Annotated in this window: 16 protein-coding genes; 8 read left to right on the top strand and 8 right to left on the bottom strand. The window is 66.8% G+C overall.

Annotated elements, in window-relative coordinates; all coding sequences use genetic code 11:
* The first annotated feature begins 55 nt into the window (after nucleotides 1-55).
* On the top strand, nucleotides 56-1165 hold the full coding sequence (locus Sj15T_RS00945) for a helix-turn-helix transcriptional regulator (RefSeq protein WP_020819095.1): 1110 nt from the start codon (nucleotides 56-58) through the stop codon (nucleotides 1163-1165).
* 21 nt (nucleotides 1166-1186) lie between these two features.
* On the opposite strand, the gene Sj15T_RS00950 is transcribed toward Sj15T_RS00945, so the two are convergent.
* The 8 genes from Sj15T_RS00950 to hflK form a co-directional block, all read right to left on the bottom strand.
* Nucleotides 1187-2521 carry a cell wall hydrolase gene (locus tag Sj15T_RS00950; RefSeq protein WP_013039488.1) on the bottom strand — a complete coding sequence of 445 codons (1335 nt, stop codon included), beginning with the start codon at nucleotides 2519-2521 and terminating at the stop codon, nucleotides 1187-1189.
* A 30-nt stretch (nucleotides 2522-2551) separates the two neighbouring features.
* Nucleotides 2552-3481 carry a cysteine synthase A gene (cysK, locus tag Sj15T_RS00955; protein WP_007687070.1) on the bottom strand — a complete coding sequence of 310 codons (930 nt, stop codon included), beginning with the start codon at nucleotides 3479-3481 and terminating at the stop codon, nucleotides 2552-2554.
* The gene (locus Sj15T_RS00960; protein WP_013039489.1) at nucleotides 3478-4800 is read right to left on the bottom strand and encodes an MFS transporter; all 1323 of its coding nucleotides are present in this window, start codon (nucleotides 4798-4800) and stop codon (nucleotides 3478-3480) included. Before Sj15T_RS00960 ends, cysK begins: the two co-directional genes overlap by 4 nt.
* Before the next feature lie 285 nt (nucleotides 4801-5085).
* Complete coding sequence (locus Sj15T_RS00965; protein WP_013039490.1) at nucleotides 5086-5502, bottom strand: hypothetical protein; 417 nt, start codon at nucleotides 5500-5502, stop codon at nucleotides 5086-5088.
* 18 nt (nucleotides 5503-5520) lie between these two features.
* Nucleotides 5521-7146, bottom strand: a complete 1626-nt coding sequence (locus Sj15T_RS00970) for a helicase HerA-like domain-containing protein (protein WP_013039491.1) — start codon at nucleotides 7144-7146, stop codon at nucleotides 5521-5523.
* A gap of 144 nt (nucleotides 7147-7290) precedes the next feature.
* Complete coding sequence (locus Sj15T_RS00975) at nucleotides 7291-8799, bottom strand: Do family serine endopeptidase (protein WP_013039492.1); 1509 nt, start codon at nucleotides 8797-8799, stop codon at nucleotides 7291-7293.
* 110 nt (nucleotides 8800-8909) lie between these two features.
* Nucleotides 8910-9755, bottom strand: coding sequence for a protease modulator HflC (locus Sj15T_RS00980; protein WP_007687078.1), 846 nt, complete (start codon nucleotides 9753-9755; stop codon nucleotides 8910-8912).
* Entirely contained in the window at nucleotides 9755-10882 is a 1128-nt protein-coding gene (gene hflK / locus Sj15T_RS00985; protein WP_013039493.1) for an FtsH protease activity modulator HflK, read from the bottom strand. Before hflK ends, Sj15T_RS00980 begins: the two co-directional genes overlap by 1 nt.
* 136 nt (nucleotides 10883-11018) lie before the next feature.
* Between hflK and Sj15T_RS00990 the strand changes: the two genes are divergently transcribed.
* The 7 genes from Sj15T_RS00990 to Sj15T_RS01020 all read left to right on the top strand — a co-directional run bounded on the left by Sj15T_RS00990 (nucleotide 11019) and on the right by Sj15T_RS01020 (nucleotide 19699).
* Nucleotides 11019-11984 carry an Mrp/NBP35 family ATP-binding protein gene (locus tag Sj15T_RS00990; protein ID WP_013039494.1) on the top strand — a complete coding sequence of 322 codons (966 nt, stop codon included), beginning with the start codon at nucleotides 11019-11021 and terminating at the stop codon, nucleotides 11982-11984.
* A gap of 311 nt (nucleotides 11985-12295) precedes the next feature.
* A complete protein-coding gene (locus Sj15T_RS00995; RefSeq protein ID WP_013039495.1) occupies nucleotides 12296-12730 on the top strand; it encodes a CoA-binding protein in 435 nt (144 codons plus the stop codon).
* Between the two features lie 39 nt (nucleotides 12731-12769).
* Nucleotides 12770-15040 (top strand): molybdopterin cofactor-binding domain-containing protein, encoded by a 2271-nt coding sequence (locus Sj15T_RS01000; RefSeq protein ID WP_013039496.1) that lies wholly within the window; start codon nucleotides 12770-12772, stop codon nucleotides 15038-15040.
* Entirely contained in the window at nucleotides 15037-16017 is a 981-nt protein-coding gene (gene hemH, locus Sj15T_RS01005; RefSeq protein WP_013039497.1) for a ferrochelatase, read from the top strand. The genes Sj15T_RS01000 and hemH overlap by 4 nt, the downstream gene beginning before the upstream one ends.
* Before the next feature lie 36 nt (nucleotides 16018-16053).
* Nucleotides 16054-16776 (top strand): acetoacetyl-CoA reductase, encoded by a 723-nt coding sequence (gene phbB / locus Sj15T_RS01010; RefSeq protein ID WP_007687090.1) that lies wholly within the window; start codon nucleotides 16054-16056, stop codon nucleotides 16774-16776.
* Complete coding sequence (locus tag Sj15T_RS01015; protein ID WP_013039498.1) at nucleotides 16776-17051, top strand: ribbon-helix-helix domain-containing protein; 276 nt, start codon at nucleotides 16776-16778, stop codon at nucleotides 17049-17051. Before phbB ends, Sj15T_RS01015 begins: the two co-directional genes overlap by 1 nt.
* Before the next feature lie 86 nt (nucleotides 17052-17137).
* The gene (locus tag Sj15T_RS01020) at nucleotides 17138-19699 is read left to right on the top strand and encodes a TonB-dependent receptor (RefSeq protein WP_013039499.1); all 2562 of its coding nucleotides are present in this window, start codon (nucleotides 17138-17140) and stop codon (nucleotides 19697-19699) included.
* Nucleotides 19700-19806 lie beyond the last annotated feature (107 nt).

Below are 19806 nucleotides of genomic sequence, written 5' to 3' on the forward strand. Positions count from 1 at the left end.
TGTGCAATGCGGCGAGGCGCGCTTGCGTATATCCCGTATCGGGAAATCGGGGAGAATGGACAAGGCTGTGATCCGGACGGAGGAAATCTACGACGCGGCGACCGACGATGAGGCGTTCGATCGGCTGGCTGCGACGCTGGCCGATGCGGTCGGCGCGCGATCGGGCGTCCTGCATTGGGGCCGCACGCCCCAGCATGTCGCGGAAATTTCCTATTCCGGCTATTTCTCCGACGCGCAAATGGCGCTTTACGACGAGGAGTTTCAGGGCGACGACATCTGGGGCGTCGCGCTGGACCGGGCGGAGGCGATCAACCGCGTCTGGAATGTGGAGGCTCTTGTGCCCATCCGGGCCTATGAGGACAGCCGGATCTATAATGAGTGGATCAGGGGCATGGGGGACGACACTTTCCATTGCCTGGGCGGCGTGATCCAGAAGGACGGGACGACCGGCCATATCGGCCTGCACCGGGGCCGAGCGCAAAAGCCCTTCAGCGAGGGCGAGGTGCGGGCGATGCAGGACAATATCGGTCATATCGGCCGCATGTTCGCGATCCGCAGCAAGCTGGACCGCGCCCGTCATCATGGCCGTTCGCTGCACGCGACGCTCGACATGGTGGGCCACGCCGTCTTCACCCTGCGTCCCAACGGCGCGTTGATCGACTGCAACCGCCTGGCGGACGCGCTGCTGCGCCGGGGCGATGCGCTCGGCCTGCGCCAACGGCAGTTGAAGGCGCTCGACCCCCGCGACGACGAAGCGTTGCAGGCGGCCTTCCGCGCCGCGGCCGCGCGCCAGGGCGGGCAGGCAAGCGCGATTTTCGTCCATCGCGAACGGGGCCTGCCCTATGTGCTGTCGATCGCCGCAGTGCGCGTCGGCACGGAACGGCAGATCGTCGCGATCGTCACCGATCCGGCCGACCGCGACCTGAGCCTTTCCAGCCGCATCCGCGCCCTATACGGCCTCACCAGGGCGGAGGCGGAGGTGGCCGAGGCGCTTTGCCAGGGACGGGGGCTGGAGGAATTGTCGCAGGAACGCGGCGTCGCACTCAACACGGTGCGGACGCAGATCAAGAATATCTATGTGAAGCTGGATTGCAGCCGCCAGTCCGAACTGGTCGCCCGCATCGGCGCGCTGCCGCGCCTGAGCGGGTTCGAGGACATGGAATAAAGGGCGCGACGCGGCGCGCCTTCACGGTTGGGTGGGCGCCGTGACCGCCGGTGAGGGCGGCGCGATCTTCACCACTTCGAAGCGTTCCTTCCGGCGCACGCCCGCCAGTTCCGGGGCGGTGGCGGGCGGCGTGGAGGCCGACGTCCTGGGATTGCGCTGGAGCATGCATTCATCCTTGTTGGCCCGCGGCGTCTGAAAGCAGTTCCAGAGCGATCGCTGCAATCCCGTGGCGCTGTTGTGGATATAGGCGAAGGCCATGCTTTCCATCTGGTCGCCCGACAAGGGCAGGCCGCCCGGCGCAGTCCCTGTCCGCCAGGCCATGATCCGACATTCCGGTCGCCCGGCGCAAAAGGTCTGGGCCATGGCCGGCCAATTGTCGGGCGAGGCGGTGCGCCCCAGTTCGACCAGGAAGCTCCTGGCCCCCGGCGCGATGGCGATCAGCCGCACGCCCGCCATCGTCCGGCCCAGCGAATCCGCCCCGATCATCTGTTGCGGCCTGGCGGCGAGATCGGTCACCGTGCCGCCGGCCAGGATGAGCGGCGTCGGGCCGGCAGGCGCGGCCGGATCGCCCTGATGCGCGGCGGACAAGCGCGCGATGCGCTGCACCAGCGGCTCGCCGCTCTCGCCAGCGCGGCGGAAGGCGGGGGGCGTGCCCCACCAGCCCCGCCAGCGGAAGAAGAGATGAGTGCCGACCGACGCGATCTTGTCCAGGCTGCCGCTCCAATAGGGAACCACCCAGTCGGTGTGATAATGGGTGGCGTAGCCGACCGGCCTGTAGACCTTGCCCGCCAGCGCCGACCGGGCGATGTCCCGCGCCCTTTCCCAGGCCGCCTGGGTCGGGGCGCGGGCGAGCGCGCCGTCGCAGGTGAAGGTGAACTGGCACCCCGTCGCCCGTTCCTGTCCCTGGAAGACGACGCCGCAGACCGTCTTGGGAAAGGCGGGATGCCGCACGCGGTTCAGCACCACCTGCGCGACGGCCCGCTCGCCCACGGCATCGTCGCCCGCCTCGTAAAGCTGCGCGGCGGCCAGGCAGTCCGTGGCGCGGGCAAGGTCGACGGGCGATCCTGAGAAGATGAATGGCCGCGCCGCCGGATTGGGCAGGCGGGAGAAGGGAATGGCGGCGTTCAGCGCCCGCGCCTGGTCGCGCTCCAGGGCATAGACCTCCACCGGGGCAACCGCCGGCGGAGGCGTCGCGGGACGCCTGAACCGGGCGGCGGCGACCGCCTCCAGGCGCGCCTTGCCCGGTGGCACCCGCGCCTCCCACGCGGCGACCAGGGCGGGCAGGCCGACGAACAGCAGGAGCCAGAGCAGCCACATCGAACGATGCGGCTGGATGCCGAGATGTGCGTCGCTCATGCCCGTTCCGGCTCTTGCCTGCGTCCGGCCTTATTCGGGCAGGAAATCGGGCACCGACAGATAGCGTTCGCCGGTGTCATAGTTGAAGCCCAGAACGCGGCTGCCCGCCGGCAGTTCCGGCAGCTTCTGGGCAATGGCGGCCAGCGTCGCGCCGGAGGATATGCCCACCAGCACGCCTTCCTCCCGCGCGGCGCGGCGGGCAAACTCCTTGGCGTCGGCCGGATCGACCTGGATCACGCCGTCCAGCAACTGGGTGTGCAGGTTGGCGGGGATGAAGCCCGCGCCGATGCCCTGGATCGGGTGCGGGCCGGGCTGGCCGCCGCTGATGACATGGGACAGGGTCGGTTCGACCGCATAGACCTTGAGATGGGGCCAGAGCGATTTCAGCACCTGCGCCACGCCGGTGATGTGGCCGCCGGTGCCGACGCCGGTGATCAGCGCGTCGAGCGGCGCGTCGGCGAAGTCGGTGGCGATCTCCTGCGCCGTGGTGCGGACATGGACGTCGATATTGGCGGGGTTCTCGAACTGCTGGGGCATCCAGCTGTTGGGCGTCTGCTCGACCAGTTCCAGCGCGCGCTCGATCGCGCCCTTCATGCCCTTTTCCCGCGGCGTCAGGTCGAAACTGGCGCCATAGGCCAGCATCAGCCGGCGGCGCTCCAGGCTCATGCTTTCGGGCATGACCAGGATCAGCCTGTATCCCTTGACCGCCGCCACCATGGCCAGGCCGACGCCGGTATTGCCGGATGTCGGCTCTATGATGGTGCCGCCGGGCTTCAGGTCGCCCGACGCCTCTGCCGCCTCGATCATCGACAGGGCGATTCGGTCCTTGATCGACCCGCCGGGGTTGGACCGTTCGGACTTGATCCACACTTCCGTGCCTTTTGGCGCGTCCCCGAACAGCCGGTTTACGCGGATATGCGGCGTGTTGCCGATGGTTTCCAAGATGCTGGATGCCTTCATTGCGCTATCTCCTGAATGGATTTTGGCTCCTGCGTGGACTCGGCCGCCCTTGTTTCGGGTGGGTCGAAGGTACGAGCAAGACGGAGTTCTGGAAAGAGCTTCGCCCAGATCAGGGTTATCGCGATGGCGCCGATCCCGCCGCCGATCACCGCCGCGACCGGGCCGACCAGCGCCGCGAGGAAGCCGGATTCCGCCTCCCCCAGTTCGTTGGAGGCGGAAATGGTGAGCTGCGACAGGCTGGACACGCGGCCGCGCATCTCGTCCGGCGTGTGAAGCTGGATCAGCGACTGCCGGACATAGACCGACACCATGTCGGCCGATCCCAGCAGGACCAGCGCCGCAATGCCGACCTCCGGCGCAATGGCGCGGGGCAGGAAGGCGGTGGAGCCGAAGATGATGGTGGCGATGCTGAACAGGACGACCGCGCCCAGCATTTTCAGGCCCACCTCCGTCCTCATCGGCCGGAAGGAAAAGAAGAGGGCCGTGGCGCCCGCGCCGATGCCGGGCGATGCGGCGAGATGGCCCAGGCCTGCTGACCCCACATGCAATATGTCGCGGGCATAGACGGGCAGCAGCGCGGTCGCGCCCGCCAGCAGCACCGCGAACAGGTCCAGCGTGATGGTGGCCAGCACCAGCCGGTTGGTGCGGACATAGGTCAGGCCGTCGATCATCTGGCGCACGGGATGGCGGCTGGTGTCGCGGGGCGGCTGCGGCACCGGGCCGATCAGCAGCATGCAGAGCAGGGCGACGGCGAACAGGCCCGACGCCAGCGCATAGGCGCCCCAGGGCTGCGCCGCATAGGCATAGCCGCCCAGCGCCGGCCCGGCGATCATGCCCGCCTGCCAGACGACGCTGGAAATGGCGATGGCGTTGGGCAGCACTTCGCGGGGCACCAGATTGGGGGCGAGCGCGCTGTAGGCCGGCCCGTTGAAGGCGCGGGCGACGCCGACGATGGCGGCGATGCCGAAGATCAGCGGCAGGCTGACCCAGCCCTCATAGGTGGCGAAGGCCAGCGTGCCCGACGCCAGCACCAGCAGCAGCAGGGTGAAGCGGGTGATCATGCGGCGGTCGAAATGGTCCGCCACCCACCCGGTCACGGGCGTCAGGAAGAAGAGCGGCAGGAACTGCGCCAGGCCGATCAGCCCAAGCTGGGCGGCGGCGGCCCCGGTGCTCATGGTTTCGCGGGCTACATTATAGGCCTGCCACGCCAGCACGATCATCATGCCATATTGCGCCAGCACCGCCGTCAGCCGGCCCAGCAGATAGGCGCGGAAATTGCCGAAGCGCAGGGGGTGGCGGGGAATGGAGGGGCTGTGCATGGCCCCCTCCTTTAGCGCCTGCGCAGCGGGTTTCGCAACCGAGCGAGTAGAGAAAAGGCGCAGCAATATTTGGGGCGGGGAAGGTTTGGCTTTTAGGGTGGGGCGGAGGATTGGTGATGTGGGGGGGTGGTCGTTATTGGCCCGTTGCGGACATCAGTTTCCGTCACCCCGGACTTGATCCGGGGTCCCGCTGCCTTGGACGAGGCAGTGTAGAGGGAAAAGCGGGACCCCGGATCAAGTCCGGGGTGACGGAAGGAGGAATGACGGCTTCCCTCCCCAACCCCCTCAATCCGGCGCGTGCAGCATGATCCCGCTGACCGACCCATTCCGCACCGAGCAGACGAAGGGCACCGACCCCCGGCCGCCGGAGACTTCGCCTTCCACTTCCCAGCCGGTGGACATGGTGCTGGCGGCGACGCGGCCCAATATCTTCGCGCCCGGCCCGGCCTCTTCCCGCGCCTTGGCAGCGCAGGCGTTGCGCGCCGCCGCGGCGGTGCGGATCGTGCCATAGCCGGGGGAGACATAGGGCTGGCGCTTCGCGTCGCGTTCGGCCTGGCGGTCGCGGGCGATGTCGCTGGCGATGGCGGCGTCCACGGCGCGGTGCAGGTCGCGCCGATTCTGCGCATGGAGGGCCTGCGCATGGACGGGGAGCGTCAGGCCCGCCGACGCCAGGCCCAGGATGCAGATGATCGTCTTTCGCATGGCTTTTCTCCCCTCCGCTTATTTGAACAGGCTGCCCAATATGCCGCGCACCAGTTGGCCCGCGATTCCGCCCGACCTGCGGCTGGACCCGCCGAACACGGCGCGGCCCAGTTCATTGGCGACCTGACGCCCGACCGACGACGCGGCGGATCGGGTGGCGGACTGGATCGCCTTGTCGAAACCGGACGGCTTGGCGGCTTCACGGGCGGCGGCGGCTTCCTGCCGGGCCTGTTCCTTGAGCTGGGCCTCACGCTGCTTCGCCTCCACCTTGGCCTGGGCGGCGGCGGCCTTGTCGGCTTCGGCCTGCGCCTTGGCGGCCTGCGCGGCGGCTGCGGCGGCCTGACCCCGCGCCGCCAATATCTCCTCGGCGGACTCGCGGTCGACGGTCGCGTCATATTTGCCCGCGCAGGGCGAAATCGACTGGATGATCGCCCGTTCCTTCGCGTCCAGCGGGCCAAGGCGCGAGCGGGGCGGGGCGATCAGCGTCCGCTGCACGATGCCGGGCGAGCCGTCCTCCTGCAACAACGATACCAGGGCCTCGCCCACCTTCAGTTCGGTGATGGCGGTCTCGACGTTCAGATCCGGGTTGATCCGGAATGTTTCCGCCGCCGCCTTGATCGCCTTCTGGTCGCGGGGGGTGAAGGCGCGCAGCGCGTGCTGGACCCGGTTGCCTAGCTGGCCCGCCACATCCTCCGGAATGTCGATGGGGTTCTGCGTCACGAAATAGACGCCCACGCCCTTGGATCGGATCAGGCGCACCACCTGCTCGATCTTGTCGGTCAGCGCCTTGGGCGCGTCGTCGAAAAGCAGATGCGCTTCGTCGAAGAAGAAGACGAGCACCGGCTTGTCCGGATCGCCCACTTCGGGCAGCGTCTCAAACAGTTCGGACAGCAGCCAGAGCAGGAAGGTGGCGTAGAGCTTCGGGCTCTGCATCAGCCTGTCGGCGGCGAGGATGTTGACATAGCCGCGCCCCTTCTCATCCACCTTCAGCATGTCGTGGATGTCGAGCGCGGGTTCGCCGAAGAAATGGTCGCCGCCCTGGCTTTCCAACTGGAGCAGTTGCCGCTGGATCGCGCCGACGCTGGCCTTGGTCACATTGCCATATTGGGCGGACAGGCTGTCGGCATTTTCCGCGCAATAGGCCAGCATCGCCTGCAGATCGCCCAGGTCCAGCAGCAGCAGGCCCTGCTCGTCGGCATATTTGAAGGCGATGGAAAGCACCCCCTCCTGCGTTTCGTTGAGACCCATCAGGCGGGAGAGGAGCAGCGGCCCCATCTCGCTGACGGTGGTGCGGACGGGATGGCCCTGCTGCCCGTACAAGTCCCAGAAGATGGCGGGATTGTCGGCATAGCTGTAATTGTCGAGGCCGATCTCCTGCGCGCGGGCGACCAGCTTGTCGGCATTTTTCGCGGTGGGGGAACCGGCCATGGAAATGCCCGACAGGTCGCCCTTCACGTCGGCGAGGAAGACGGGGACGCCCAGCGCCGAGAAGCTCTCGGCGATGCCCTGCAGCGTCACGGTCTTGCCGGTGCCGGTCGCGCCCGCGATCAGCCCATGGCGATTGGCCCGGCGCAGGTTCAGCGTCTGCGGGATGCCGCCATCCTTGTCCGGCGCGCCAAGGCCGATGAAAATGCCGTCGCTCATCTCGCGTCATTCTCCCAAAAGGTGACGGGCCGCGCCCACCGGAGTCTGCCGCCCCGTTGTAAAGGGGAGGCGGGGCTTCCGGCAAGCGCGACCCGTAACGATCGGCTGGTTTTCAGTTCTTTGCCTGTCGCGCGTCGCGCGCCCTTATTTGTCGCGCAGCCGCACCGGCAGGAACACGGCGGGCTGGCCGCGCCGCAGCACCTGAAGCAGGATCGCGCTGCGGCCCTGCGCCGACACCGCCTTCACCTGCGCGTCGAGGTCCGCCTGGGTCGCGACGGGCCGGTTGTTCGCGGTGATGATGACATCGCCGCGGCGCAGGCCCTTGGCGCCCGCATCGGTCGATCCGTCGACGGCGGTGATCACGATGCCCCGCGTATCGGCGGCGATGCCGAGTTGGCGGATAATGGTGGAGGTCAGCGGAATGGCCGAAATGCCCAGCGATTGCTGGCTGGCCTGCCCGTTGTTGGACGGGTTGTTCGGTTGCTGGCTGAAATCCTCATCCTGGCTCTGGGCGAAGGCGTTGAGTTCGTCTTCCGACGGACGCTCGCCCACCACTGCCGTCACCGTCTGCCGCTGCCCGTTGCGCAGCAGCACGATGGGCACGCGCGAGCCGATGGGTTGGGAAGCGACGATGGACGAGAGATTCTGGTCCGGCGTCACTTCCTGGCCGGCGACGCTGACGATCACGTCGCCCGCCTTGATCCCGGCCTTGTCCGCGCCCTTGCCCGGCTCCACGCCCTGGACGAATTCGCCGCGATTCTTGGCGAGGCCGAGCGAATCGGCCAGATCCTCGCCCAGCGGGCTGATCTGGATGCCCAGATAGCCGCGCTTGACCGCCTGCCCCTTGCGCAGCGTGTCGACGATGGGCGCGGCCTGTTCCGACGGGATGGCGAAGCCGATGCCGACATTGCCGCCGGAGGGCGAAAGGATCTGGCTGTTGATGCCGATCACATTGCCGCGCATGTCGAACATCGGGCCGCCGCTATTGCCCTGGTTGATCGAGGCGTCGGTCTGGATGAACTTGTCATATGTGCCGCCGGTGCCGCGATGCACGGCGGAGATGATGCCCGCCGTCACCGTGCCCGACAGGGCGAAGGGGTTGCCGATGGCGATCACCCAGTCGCCCACGCGCGCCTTGGTGCTGTCGCCGAACTTGACGAAGGGCAGCGCCTTTTTCGGCTCGATCTTCAGCACGGCGATGTCGGTCGCGGGATCGCGGCCCACCAGCCTGGCCGGATATTCCTCGCTGTTGGTCAGGGTGACGGTGATGGAATCGACGCTGGCTCCTTCGGCGCCGGCGGACACCACATGGTTGTTGGTGACGATATAGCCGTCGGCCGAAATGATGAAGCCCGACCCCAGCGATTGCGCCTGGCGCGTCTGCGGCCTTCCGCCCGGAGCGCCGAACAGGTCGCCGAACGGCGTGCCGGCAAAGGGATTCTGCACCTGCACGCGCTGCTTGGTGGAAATGTTGACCACGGCCGGTTGCAGCTTTTCGACCATGTCGGCCAGGCTGGCCGGGGCGCCGGCGGGAGCTGCTGCCTGCATGCCTTCATTCTGCGCGACCTGGGCGCCGACATTCGGGCTGGAGGTAACGGCGATGGCGGTGCCGCCGAGCAGCAGGGCGCCGGTAATGGCATAAGCGTAACGCACTCGTGACGGTCCTCTCATGAACTTGGCGAAGGAAAGGCGGGACTCTGCGATGAGCGGGATGCGCCGTCTAGTCTTAACCCTCATTGAATGACGCGGGTTCCGTAATGAAATCAACGCCCCTGAAACTGTTTCAGGAAATCATTGTCGCGGGAGAGGACCATGGCGGTCGACCCCTGCCGATCCGGGGCGAACGTATAGCGATAGGCCTGCATGGCGCGATAAAAATCGTAGAATTGCGCATCCTTGCCGAAGCTGTCCGAATAGATGCGGGCGGCGTTGGCGTCCGCTTCGGCGCGGATGATCTGCGCCTGCTTGGCCCCCTGGGCGCGGATGGTGAGCGCCTCCTGCTCCCGCGCCGTCCGCATCCGGGTGAAGGCGCTTTCCAGCGGCGCGCCGTCGGGCAGGTCGGCCCGCTTGATGCGGACGTCCACGATCTGCGCGCCATATTGGCGGGCGACGCGGTTCAGGCCCGCCTCTATATTGTCCATCACTTGGCCCCGCTCGGGGGAGAGCAGCGCCGCGAAGGGCCGCTTGCCCAGTTCGTTGCGCAGCGCGGAACCCAGGATCGGGCGGAGCGCGTCCGACACCCGCTCCTCGCTGCCCGCCGCGATGTACATGCGCAGCGGATCGACGATGCGGTAACGGGCGAAGGCGTCGACCTGCAAGCGCAGCTGATCGGTGGACAGCACCTGCTGCCGCTCCATTTCCACCGACAGGACGCGCTTGTCGATCCAGACGATCTGGTCGATGAACGGCCAGCGCAGGATGACGCCCGCGCCGGTCTTGCCGAAATCCTCGTTCGGGCGGTATCGGTTGATGATCTTCTTGGGATCGCCGAAGCGCACGATCACGCCCTGCTTGGTTTCGGGCACGATGGCGATGGTGCTGCCGACCAGCAGCAGCGCGGCGATGGCCAGCAGCGCCAGCGCGACGGGATGGCGGACAAGGCTCTGCATCACTGGCCCTCCACGGTCGCGCTGCCCTGCGGCGCGCCGCCCTGTGCCCTGCGCCTGAGTTCGGGAAGGGGCAGATAGGGCGTGACATTGCCGCCCTCGACGATGGTCTTGTCGACGTTCGACAGAACACCCTCCATGGTTTCATAATACATGCGGCGGCGGGTGACGTCGGGCGACAGCTTGTACTGCTCATAGACCTTGTCGAAGGCGGCGGCCTCGCCCTGCGCCTTCGCCGTCACCTGCTGCGCGGCGGCGCGGGCTTCGTTGAGATAGGTCTGGGCGGTCTGCTGCGCTGCCGATACGGCCTTGAACGCGTCGTTGACGGCGGTTGGGGGATCGGCCTGCTTGATGGCGACGCCCTGCACGCGGATGCCCGACCTGTAGCCGTCCAATATCTCCTGCATCCGCTGCTCGACCTGCTGCTCGATCTCCGTGCGGCCCGCGCCCAGCGCATCCTCCAGGCTGACGCTGGCGACGACCGAGCGCATCGCGCTTTCGGCGACTTCGCGCACCGAGGAGTCAGGGTCGGAAAGCTGGAACAGGTATAGTTCCGGGCTGCGGATGTTCCAGCGCACCGAATAGGCGAGGTCGATGATGTTCTGGTCGCCGGTCAGCACCAGATTCTCGCTCTCCGCCCGCGTCGAGCCGATGTCGATGGTGCGGATTTCCTCGACATCGACGGTCGTCACATTTTCCAGCGGGGCGGGCAGCGTCAGGCTGATGCCGGGGGATAGGGTGCGGCTGTACTTGCCGAGCAGGGTGACGACGCCGCGCTCCTGCGGGCCGACGCGGTGGAAGCAGGTCAGGACCAGCCACAGCACCACCAATATGCCGATGGCGGCCGGCCACAGCGCCTTGCCGGAGGGGCGCGGCGGCAGATTGCCGAAGCCGCCCCCGCCCTGGCCGAAGCTCTCCTTGCTGCGGCGGAGCAGTTCCTCGATCGCGGAAGGGCCCTTGGCGCCGGGGCGGCCCGGCTGGGTCCAGGGGTTGCGCGGTCCGTCGCTCCCCTTGCCGTCGCCGTCCCTGCCCTGGCCGTCATTGCCGTCCGGCCCGTCGCTCTTGCCGCCCCACGGACCCTGGGCCATGGCGCTCGCTATGCCCGGCATCCACCCGAAAAATCTCTTCATGCCCCCTCTATAGGTAGGCTCTCCGGCGAAAAACAGTGCCCTTCGCAACGATTATTGTTTCGAATGATGTCGGCGGCCAAGAAAAACGGCCCCCTGCCGGTTTCGCCGGACGGGGAAAGTCCCTAGATGGCCTGCCATGACCCAGCTCGAAGATTTCGCCGCCCGCCTGAAAACGCTGACCGACGGCCGCGCCAGCGCGCCGCGCCTCAAGGACGGGGTGATGTCGCTGGCGCTGGACGTGGCGGGCCTGTCGCGCGAGCAGCGCGACGCCGTGGCCGCCGCGATCCGCGAAGGCGCGCTGACCGTGCCGGGCGTCGACGACGTGCGCATCGCCATGACCGCCGAGCGCAGGCCGTTGAAGATCGTCGCGGTCGCGTCGGGCAAGGGCGGGGTGGGCAAATCGACCCTGTCGGCCAATCTCGCCGTCGCGCTGCAAAGGCTGGGGGTGAAGGTCGGGCTGGTCGACGCGGACATTTACGGCCCGTCGCAGGCGCGGCTGATGGGCAGCGAGGACAGGAAGCCGCAGGCCAGGGACAAGCAGCTCGTTCCGGTGCAAAGCCCCTTCGGCGTTCCGATGCTGTCCATGGGGCATCTGGTGGAGCCGGGCAAGGCGCTGGCCTGGCGCGGGCCGATGGCGGGCAATGCCCTGGCCCAGTTGATCGAGGCCGATTGGGGCGACATGGAATTGCTGATCGTCGACATGCCGCCGGGCACCGGGGACGTGCAATTGTCGATGGTGCAGAAGCACAAGCCGGTCGGCGCCGTCATCGTCTCCACGCCGCAGGACCTGGCGCTGATCGACGCCATCCGCGCCGTCAGCCTGTTCGAACAGACGCAGGTGCCGATGATCGGCCTTGTCGAGAATATGGCGGGCTATGCCTGCCCCCATTGCGGGGAGGTGTCGGACCCCTTCGGCCAGGGCGGCGCGGAAGCCGCCGCCGGGGAGATGGGCATGCCCTTCCTGGGCCGCATCCCGCTGGCCATCGACATTCGCCGCCGGTCCGACGCTGGCGATCCCCCGGCAGCGGGCGACGACGCGCACGGCGCGCCCTTCCGCGCCATTGCGGAGAAGGTGGCGGCATGGTTGCGGGGCGGGCGCTGACATCCCTTCTTCCGTCGTCCCGCCCTCTTCTCTCGTCATCCCAGCAAAAGCTGGGATCTCGTGAGGCTAAGCCGCGCCCTATCGCCTGCGATCCCAGCCTTCGCTGGGATGACGGGGTTGGCGGCAAGGCTGCACGACCGAACAGCAGGACAGCCCATCCCCCATCGTCATGCTGAACTCGTTTCAGCATGACGGAGGAAGGGGCGTAGGGTCCAGCCACCCCTGCACGCACCCCGCGCCATCATGTCGATGGAACGGCTTGCGCCCCTCCCGCGTCCTTCCCATGTCCCAGCAACAGGAAGGACCGCCGCATGCCGCTTACCGCCGACCAGGATATCGCCGATCTGCTGAACGAAACCCGCACCATCGCTCTTGTCGGCATCTCCGACCGGCCCGATCGGCCAAGCTATGGCGTGATGAAGACCCTTCAGGACCATGGCTATCGCGTGCTGCCGGTCAATCCGCAGATCGCGGGCGAGCATGTGCATGGCGAGTTCGTCTGGGCCAGACTGTCCGACATCGGCGTGCCCATCGACATGGTCGACATCTTCCGCCGCAGCGAGGCAGCGGGCGAAGCGGTGGACGACGCCATAGCGGCGGGCGCGAAGGCGGTCTGGATGCAGTTGGCGGTGGTGAACGAAGCCGCCGCCGCCCGCGCCGAGGCGGCAGGATTGAAGGTCGTCATGGACCGCTGCCCCGCGATAGAGATACGCCGCCTCCGGCTTGAGCCGGTCGGCTCGCAATAGGGCTTTCCAGAGCTTCCGCGCCTCTTTATCAGCGATCCCATGGGGCGCGCACCGCGGAAGCAGGGTCAGCAGACGGAAAGGGGTTTGAACCGGCGCACTCTGCTGGTCGGCGGCGGCGCGACGGCGGGCCTGCTGCTGGCATGGGGGGGCTGGCCGCGCGCCTATCGCGCCAATCTCAACACCGCGCCGGGCGAAACCGCCTTCAACGCCTTCCTCAAGATCGACCGGTCCGGGCAGATCATCGTCATCGTGCCGCAGACGGAAATGGGGCAGGGGGTCAGCACCCTGTTGCCGCAGATATTGGCCGACGAGCTGGGCGCCGACTGGCGCACCATAGGCGTGCAGAGCGCGCCCATCGGGCCGCTCTACGCCAACAATCTGCTCGCCCGCCAATGGCTGGCCAATGACTGGAGCAGGCTTGCCGGGGAAGCGGGCGAATGGGCCATCGATCAATATGCGACCCGCAGCGCGCTGATGCTGACCGGCGCGGGCACGTCGATCCCCATGTTCCACCAGCCCTATCGGGAGGCGGGCGCGGCGGCGCGGGTGCTGTTGTGCAAGGCGGCGGCGGCGCGGTGGGACGTGGCGTGGGAAAGCTGCGACATCCGCGACGGCATCGTCTCCGACGGCGGAAAGCGCACGCTGAAGCTGGGCGAGGTGGCGGAGGATGCCGCGACCTTCGACCTGCCCGACATATTGCCCTTCCGCCAGGCCGATGTGGACCGGCTGGCGGGGCAGGAGCTTCCCCGGCTCGACACCCCGTCCAAGATCGACGGCAGTCATAATTTCGCCGCCGACATCCGCCTGCCCGACATGGCCTTCGCTTCCATCCGGCAGGGTCCGATCGGGGACGCCGTCCTGAAAAGCGTCAATGAGGGCGCGGCGAAATCCGTCACCGGCTTCCTGAAACTGGTCCGGCGGGAACGCTGGGTGGCGGCGATCGCCAGCAACTGGTGGGCGGCGAACAAGGCGCTGGATCTGGCCGACCCCGTCTTCGCGCTTTCCGGCACGCCTGTGGGCAGCGCCGGAATCGAGGCGGCGTTGGAGCAGGCCTTTGCCGACTCCTCGGGCGAGCGGCTCTATGCGCGGGGCGATCCGCAATCGCTGTCGGAGGATGCGACCGTCCTCGCCAGCGAATATCGGGTGCGGCCGGGCCTGCATCTGGCGATGGAGCCGACGTGCGCCACCGCCCGGATCGGCGAGGACGGCGCGGAGGTGTGGATGGCGACGCAGGCGCCCGGCCTGGCCCGCGCCGCCATCGCCAGGGCGCTGGACCTGCCGGCGGAGGCAGTGACGCTCTATCCGCTGCATGCCGGCGGGGGCCATGGCCGCCGCATGGATTTCGAGGCAGGGGTGCAGGCCGCGCTCCTCTCCCGCGAGATGGGGCGGCCAGTGCAACTGCTCTGGTCCCGGCTGGAGGATGTGATCCAGGACCGGCCCAGCGCCCCCGCCCATGCGCGCATGGCTGGCAAGCTGGGCCGCAACGGCGCGGTCGAGGGCTGGTCCGCAAAGGTCGCCGCCCCCTGCGCCCTGACCCAGACATGGGCGCGCATCGCCCATGGCAAGCTGCCGCACGAAGCAAGCGCCGATGCATCGGGCACCTCCACCCGGCTGGCGGTGGCGGGCATGGATTTGCCTTATTCGGTGCCCAACTGGGCGGTTGATCATTTCCCCGCCGATGTCGGCCTGCCGCTGGGCTTCGCGCGCGGCAACGCGAATCTGCACGGGGCGTTCTTCACCGAAAGTTTCATGGACGAACTGGCCCACCAGGCGCAGATGGAGGCGATGTCCTTTCGTATCCAGATGCTGGGCGGCAATCCCCGGCTGGCGCATTGCCTGACCACCGTGGGCGCCATGGGCGGCTGGCAGGGCGGCATAGAGGGAAGCGGGCAGGGGCTGGCGGCGCATGTGATGAACGGCGCCTTCATCGCCGTCATGGTGGAGGCGGGCGTGGACGAGGGCAAGCTCCAGGTCTCGCGGATCGTCGCCGCCGTCGACGGCGGGGAACAGGTCAATCCCGACATCGCCCGGCAACAGGTGGAAAGCGGCCTGATCCACGGCCTGGCATTCGCCATGGGGGCGTCCGTCCCCTATGCGAAGGGCATGCCGACACGGGCGATATTGGGCCGGATGGGCCTGCCCCGGCTGGGCGATGTGGGGGAAGTGACCGTCGAACTGATCCGCAGCACCGCGCCGCCCGCTGGCCTCACCGACCTGGGCGCGCCCGTGGTCGCGCCCGCGGTGGCCAATGCGCTGTTCACCACCACCGGGCGGCGGTTCCGCAGCCTGCCCCTGTTGATGGAAGGATGAGGGACTTGGGCAAGGTCGGCCTGCTGGTCATCAATCTGGGCACGCCGGACGGGCCGGACCCGGCGTCGGTGCGGCGCTATTTGGCCGAATTCCTGTCCGATCCCCGCGTGGTGGAGATACCGCAACTCCTGTGGCAGCCGATCCTGCGCGGCCCGATCCTGCTGACCCGGCCGAAGAAATCGGCCCATGCCTATCGGCAGGTGTGGATGAAGGACGGGTCGCCGCTCGCCGTCTACACCCGCGACACGGCGCGGGGGTTGCAGGACAGGCTGGGGCCGGAGGTGATGGTCGACTGGGCCATGCGCTACGGCAATCCTTCCATCGGCTCGCGGCTTGCGGCGATGATCGCGGCGGGGTGCGACCGCATCCTGCTCGCGCCGCTCTACCCCCAATATTGCGCCGCGACGACGGCCACCGCGCTCGACGCCGCCTATGCCGCGCTGGGCAAGATGCGGGCGCAACCGGCGATCCGCACCCTGCCGCCCTATCATGCCGATCCCGCCTATATAGAGGCGCTGCGCGCATCGACGCAGGCGCAACTGGACGCGCTGGACTTCGCGCCGGACCTGCTGATCGCCAGCTTCCACGGCATGCCGGAAAGGACGCGGCAATTGGGCGATCCTTATCGCGACCAGTGCGTCGAAAGCGCGCGCCTGCTGGGCGAGGCGCTGGGGCGGGAGGTGCGGGTCACGTTCCAGTCGCGTTTCGGCCCGGCGAAATGGCTGGGTCCGGCGACCGATGCGGTGCTGCGGCAACTGCCATCCGAAAATGTCCGGAACGTTGCCGTCCTCACTCCCGGATTCTCGGCGGACTGCTTGGAAACGCTGGAGGAAATCGCCATTCGCGGCAAGGAGGACTTTATCGCTTCCGGCGGTAATAATTTTGTCCATTTGAGTTGTTTGAACGCGTCTCAGGACGCTATGAATCTGTATGAGAGTCTGACCCGTCGCGAACTGGCCGGTTGGCTGGAGAGGTAAGTTTCGTCCCGTCATTTTTCTTTGAGGAGAGCCATCATGAGCAAGGTTGCAGTCGTCACGGGCGGAACACGTGGAATTGGCGAGGCAATCAGCCTGGCGCTCAAGGACATGGGGTTCGCGGTCGCCGCAAACTATGCCGGCAACGACGCCAAGGCGCAGGCCTTTTCCGAGAAGACCGGCATAGCGTCGTTCAAATGGGACGTGGGCGATCACCAGGCCTGCCTGGACGGCTGCGCGCAGGTGGTCGAAGCGCTGGGGCCGATCGACGTGGTGGTCAACAATGCAGGCATCACGCGGGACGGCGTGCTGGCGAAGATGAGCTTCGACGACTGGAACGAGGTGATGCGCATCAACCTTGGCGGCTGCTTCAACATGGCGAAGGCGACCTTCGGCGGAATGCGGGAGCGCGGCTGGGGCCGTTTCGTCAATATCGGATCGATCAACGGGCAGGCGGGCCAATATGGCCAGGTCAACTATGCCGCCGCCAAGTCCGGCATTCACGGTTTCACCAAGGCGCTGGCGCAGGAAGGCGCGAAATATGGCGTTACCGTCAACGCCATCGCGCCGGGCTATATCGACACCGACATGGTCGCCGCCGTTCCCCCCGCCGTGCTGGAAAAGATCGTCGCCAAGATTCCGGTCGGTCGCCTGGGCCATGCCGATGAAATCGCGCGCGGCGTCGCCTTCTTCTGCAGCGAGGATGGCGGTTTCGTGACCGGCAGCACGCTGTCGATCAATGGCGGCCAGCACATGTACTGATGGCAGGCGAGGGGCCTTCCCATGACGCTTCGGCGCCGGCGGCATCGCCCTTCGCTCCGCCGGTCAAGCGCAGCGTGACGATTGCGGGCCATCAGACCGCGATCAGCCTTGAACCGATATTCTGGCAAGCCCTCCGCGCGGCCGCCGCGCGGGAGGGCTTGCCGATCAACGCCCTGATCGCGCGCATCGACGTGGCGCGCATGGCGACGGCCGCGCCACCCAATCTGGCGAGCGCGATAAGATGCTGGCTTTTCGACGGCGCTATACGATCATAAAATAATAATTAGTCGCAATAGCGTTGACTCTGCGAACAAGTCGCAATAGCAGGCCCCTCAAGGTTCAAGAAAGGGGTTCTTTTTCCATGTCCAAAGCACTGTCACGACCTTCCTTCCTGGCGCTGGGTTGCGTCGGCGCGATCGCCTTCGCCACGTCCGCCCAGGCGCAGGACGCCGCGCAGGGCGCCAAGCTCGGCGGAATGACGGTCACCGACACGGCGATCGACGAATCTCCGATCAAGGTCGAGAAGGCTGAATCGCCCAAATATACCCGGCCGTTGCTCGATACGCCGCAGACCATCACCGTGATCGGCAAGGAAACCATCCGGCAGCAGAACCTGCTGACGCTGCGCGAAGTGCTGTCGACCGTTCCCGGCATCACCTTCGGCGCGGGGGAGGGCGGCTTCGGCTATGGCGATCGCATCATCCTGCGCGGGCAGGACGCGAAGAACGACGTCACGGTCGACGGCGTGCGGTCCGGCGCGTTCCTGAACCGCAACGAAGTCTATAATATCGAACAGGTCGAAGTCACCAATGGCGCCAATTCGGTGATGAACGGCGGCGGTTCCGTCGCCGGGACGATCAACCTGGTGACGAAGCGTCCGCTGGCCGACGACAACATGATCCTCAACGCCGGGATCGGCACGGACAATTATTATCGCGCGACCATCGATGCGAACAAGCGCGTCAACGACCTGATCGCCGTTCGCCTCAATGCCGTCTATCATCGCAACGACGTGCCGGGCCGCGATGTCGAGGACTATGAGCGCTGGGGCGTTGCGCCCGCGATCACCATCGGCATCGACAGCCCGACCAGCCTGACGCTGCAGGGCGAATATCTCGACGACAAGGCGATGCCGCAATATGGCATCCGCTACTTCCCGGCTCTGGGCGGCATCGTGGACCAGTTCGACCGTTCGGGCTATTACGGCTTCGCCAATCTCGACCGTCAGGACAGCAAGACCAAGTCGTTGCAGGCGATCTTCAGCCATGCCTTCAGCGACACGGTCAAGGTCCGCAACCTGACGCGGTACGAACATATCCGCCAGGACACGGTGACCAGCCAGCCGAACGGGGTCTTCTGCCTCGACAACGGCACGGCGGGCGGCTTCAATCCCGATACCGGCGGCGCTTGCACGCAGCGCATCGGCACGACCGCCGCTGGCGAGACGCTCACCATCCCGGTCGGCTATTACCTGCCGATCGGCGGTCGCGGCAACCAGCGCTTCATCACCAATGAAACCGCCTATAACCAGATCGACCTCAGCGCCGATTTCGACACCGGGGGCATCGGCCATACGCTGGTCGTCGGCGGCTCGGCCCTGTGGGAGCGCTACGACCAGTTGCAGGGCAGCCTGGGCCGCAGCGCCAACGGCTTCGATCCCTATGCCGCGCCCTTCACCACGCCGACCACCGGCGCCAGCGCCGCCAATCCGGCCTATAATGCCGCCGCCAGCCTTGGTTTCTACCTGCCGCTGGTGAACATAGCCGATCCGTCTGCGGGTATCGTCGGCCCGGCCGCCACTACCGGCCTGCCCCGCGTCTATGGCAGCAACAATTATGTCGGTCCCGTCAACTTCATCCTCGGCACGCATAATGTCGGGGAGCAGACCAGCTACGCCGCCTATCTGTTCGACACGATGAAGTTCACCGACTGGTTCGAGATCAACGGCGGCATCCGCTATGAGAAGGTCAAGGGCTTCAACCGCACCTTCACCTACAACACGACCGGCGGCTCGGCGCAGCTTGGCCAGATCAGCACGGTGGGCAATCGCCTGGAGGTGGACGACAATCTCTTCTCCTTCCGCGTCGGCGCTGTCGTGAAGCCGACGCCGGACACCAGCCTTTATGTCGCTTTCGGCAACTCCAAGCTGCCGTCCAAATCGTCGGTCGACGGAAGCTGCACCGCGGACAATGTCGCGGGCGGCAGCGGCACCTGCAATGTCAGGCCCGAAACCACGAAGAATTACGAGATCGGCGCCAAGGCTGACCTGTTCGACAAGCAATTGCTGCTGACCCTGGCGCTGTTCCGCAACGACCGCAATCAGATCAAGGTGGTGTCGGGCGATCCGCTCCTGCCCGATCAGGCAACGGACGGCCACCAGCGGGTGGAGGGCGTGTCCTTCGGCGCGTCGGGCAACATCACCAGCAACTGGACGATTTCGGCCAATTACATGTACCTCAAGAGCAAGATCAAGCAGGGGGTTTCCGACTATTGCCTCGCCCATCCGGGCGCGACCGACCCGGCCGCCGGCACATGCGCCAACAGCACGACCTTCCTTGATCCGACGGCCGGTTACTCGCTGACCAATACCCCGAAGCATTCGGGCAGCCTGTTCACGACCTACCGCTTCGGCTTCGGCCTGGAACTGGGCTATGGCCTGACCTATCAGGGCAGCTTCCTGCTGAACCAGCCGTCGCTCGCCCAACTGGTCGCCAACAGCTATGTCGGTTATCGCGTGCCGAGCTACACCATCCATCGCTTCATGGCCTCCTACCCGATCACGGAGAATCTGACGGCGCAGGTGAATGTGCAGAACTTCACCAATGAGAAATATGTGACCACGGTGCGCAACAACACCAATAATAGCTGGGCGCAGCCCGCCCCGACCCGGTCGGCGGTGTTCAGCCTCAACTATATGTTCTGACCTATCCCTATCCCCCGGCACTCGTCCCTTGCCGGGGGAAACGGGCGGGCGGCGATGCACTCCCATCCTCCTCGGGTCGCCGCCCGTCCGGTCCCTTCGCAAAGATG

Source organism: Sphingobium sp. TA15, from assembly GCF_037101235.1.
Lineage (GTDB): Bacteria > Pseudomonadota > Alphaproteobacteria > Sphingomonadales > Sphingomonadaceae > Sphingobium > Sphingobium indicum.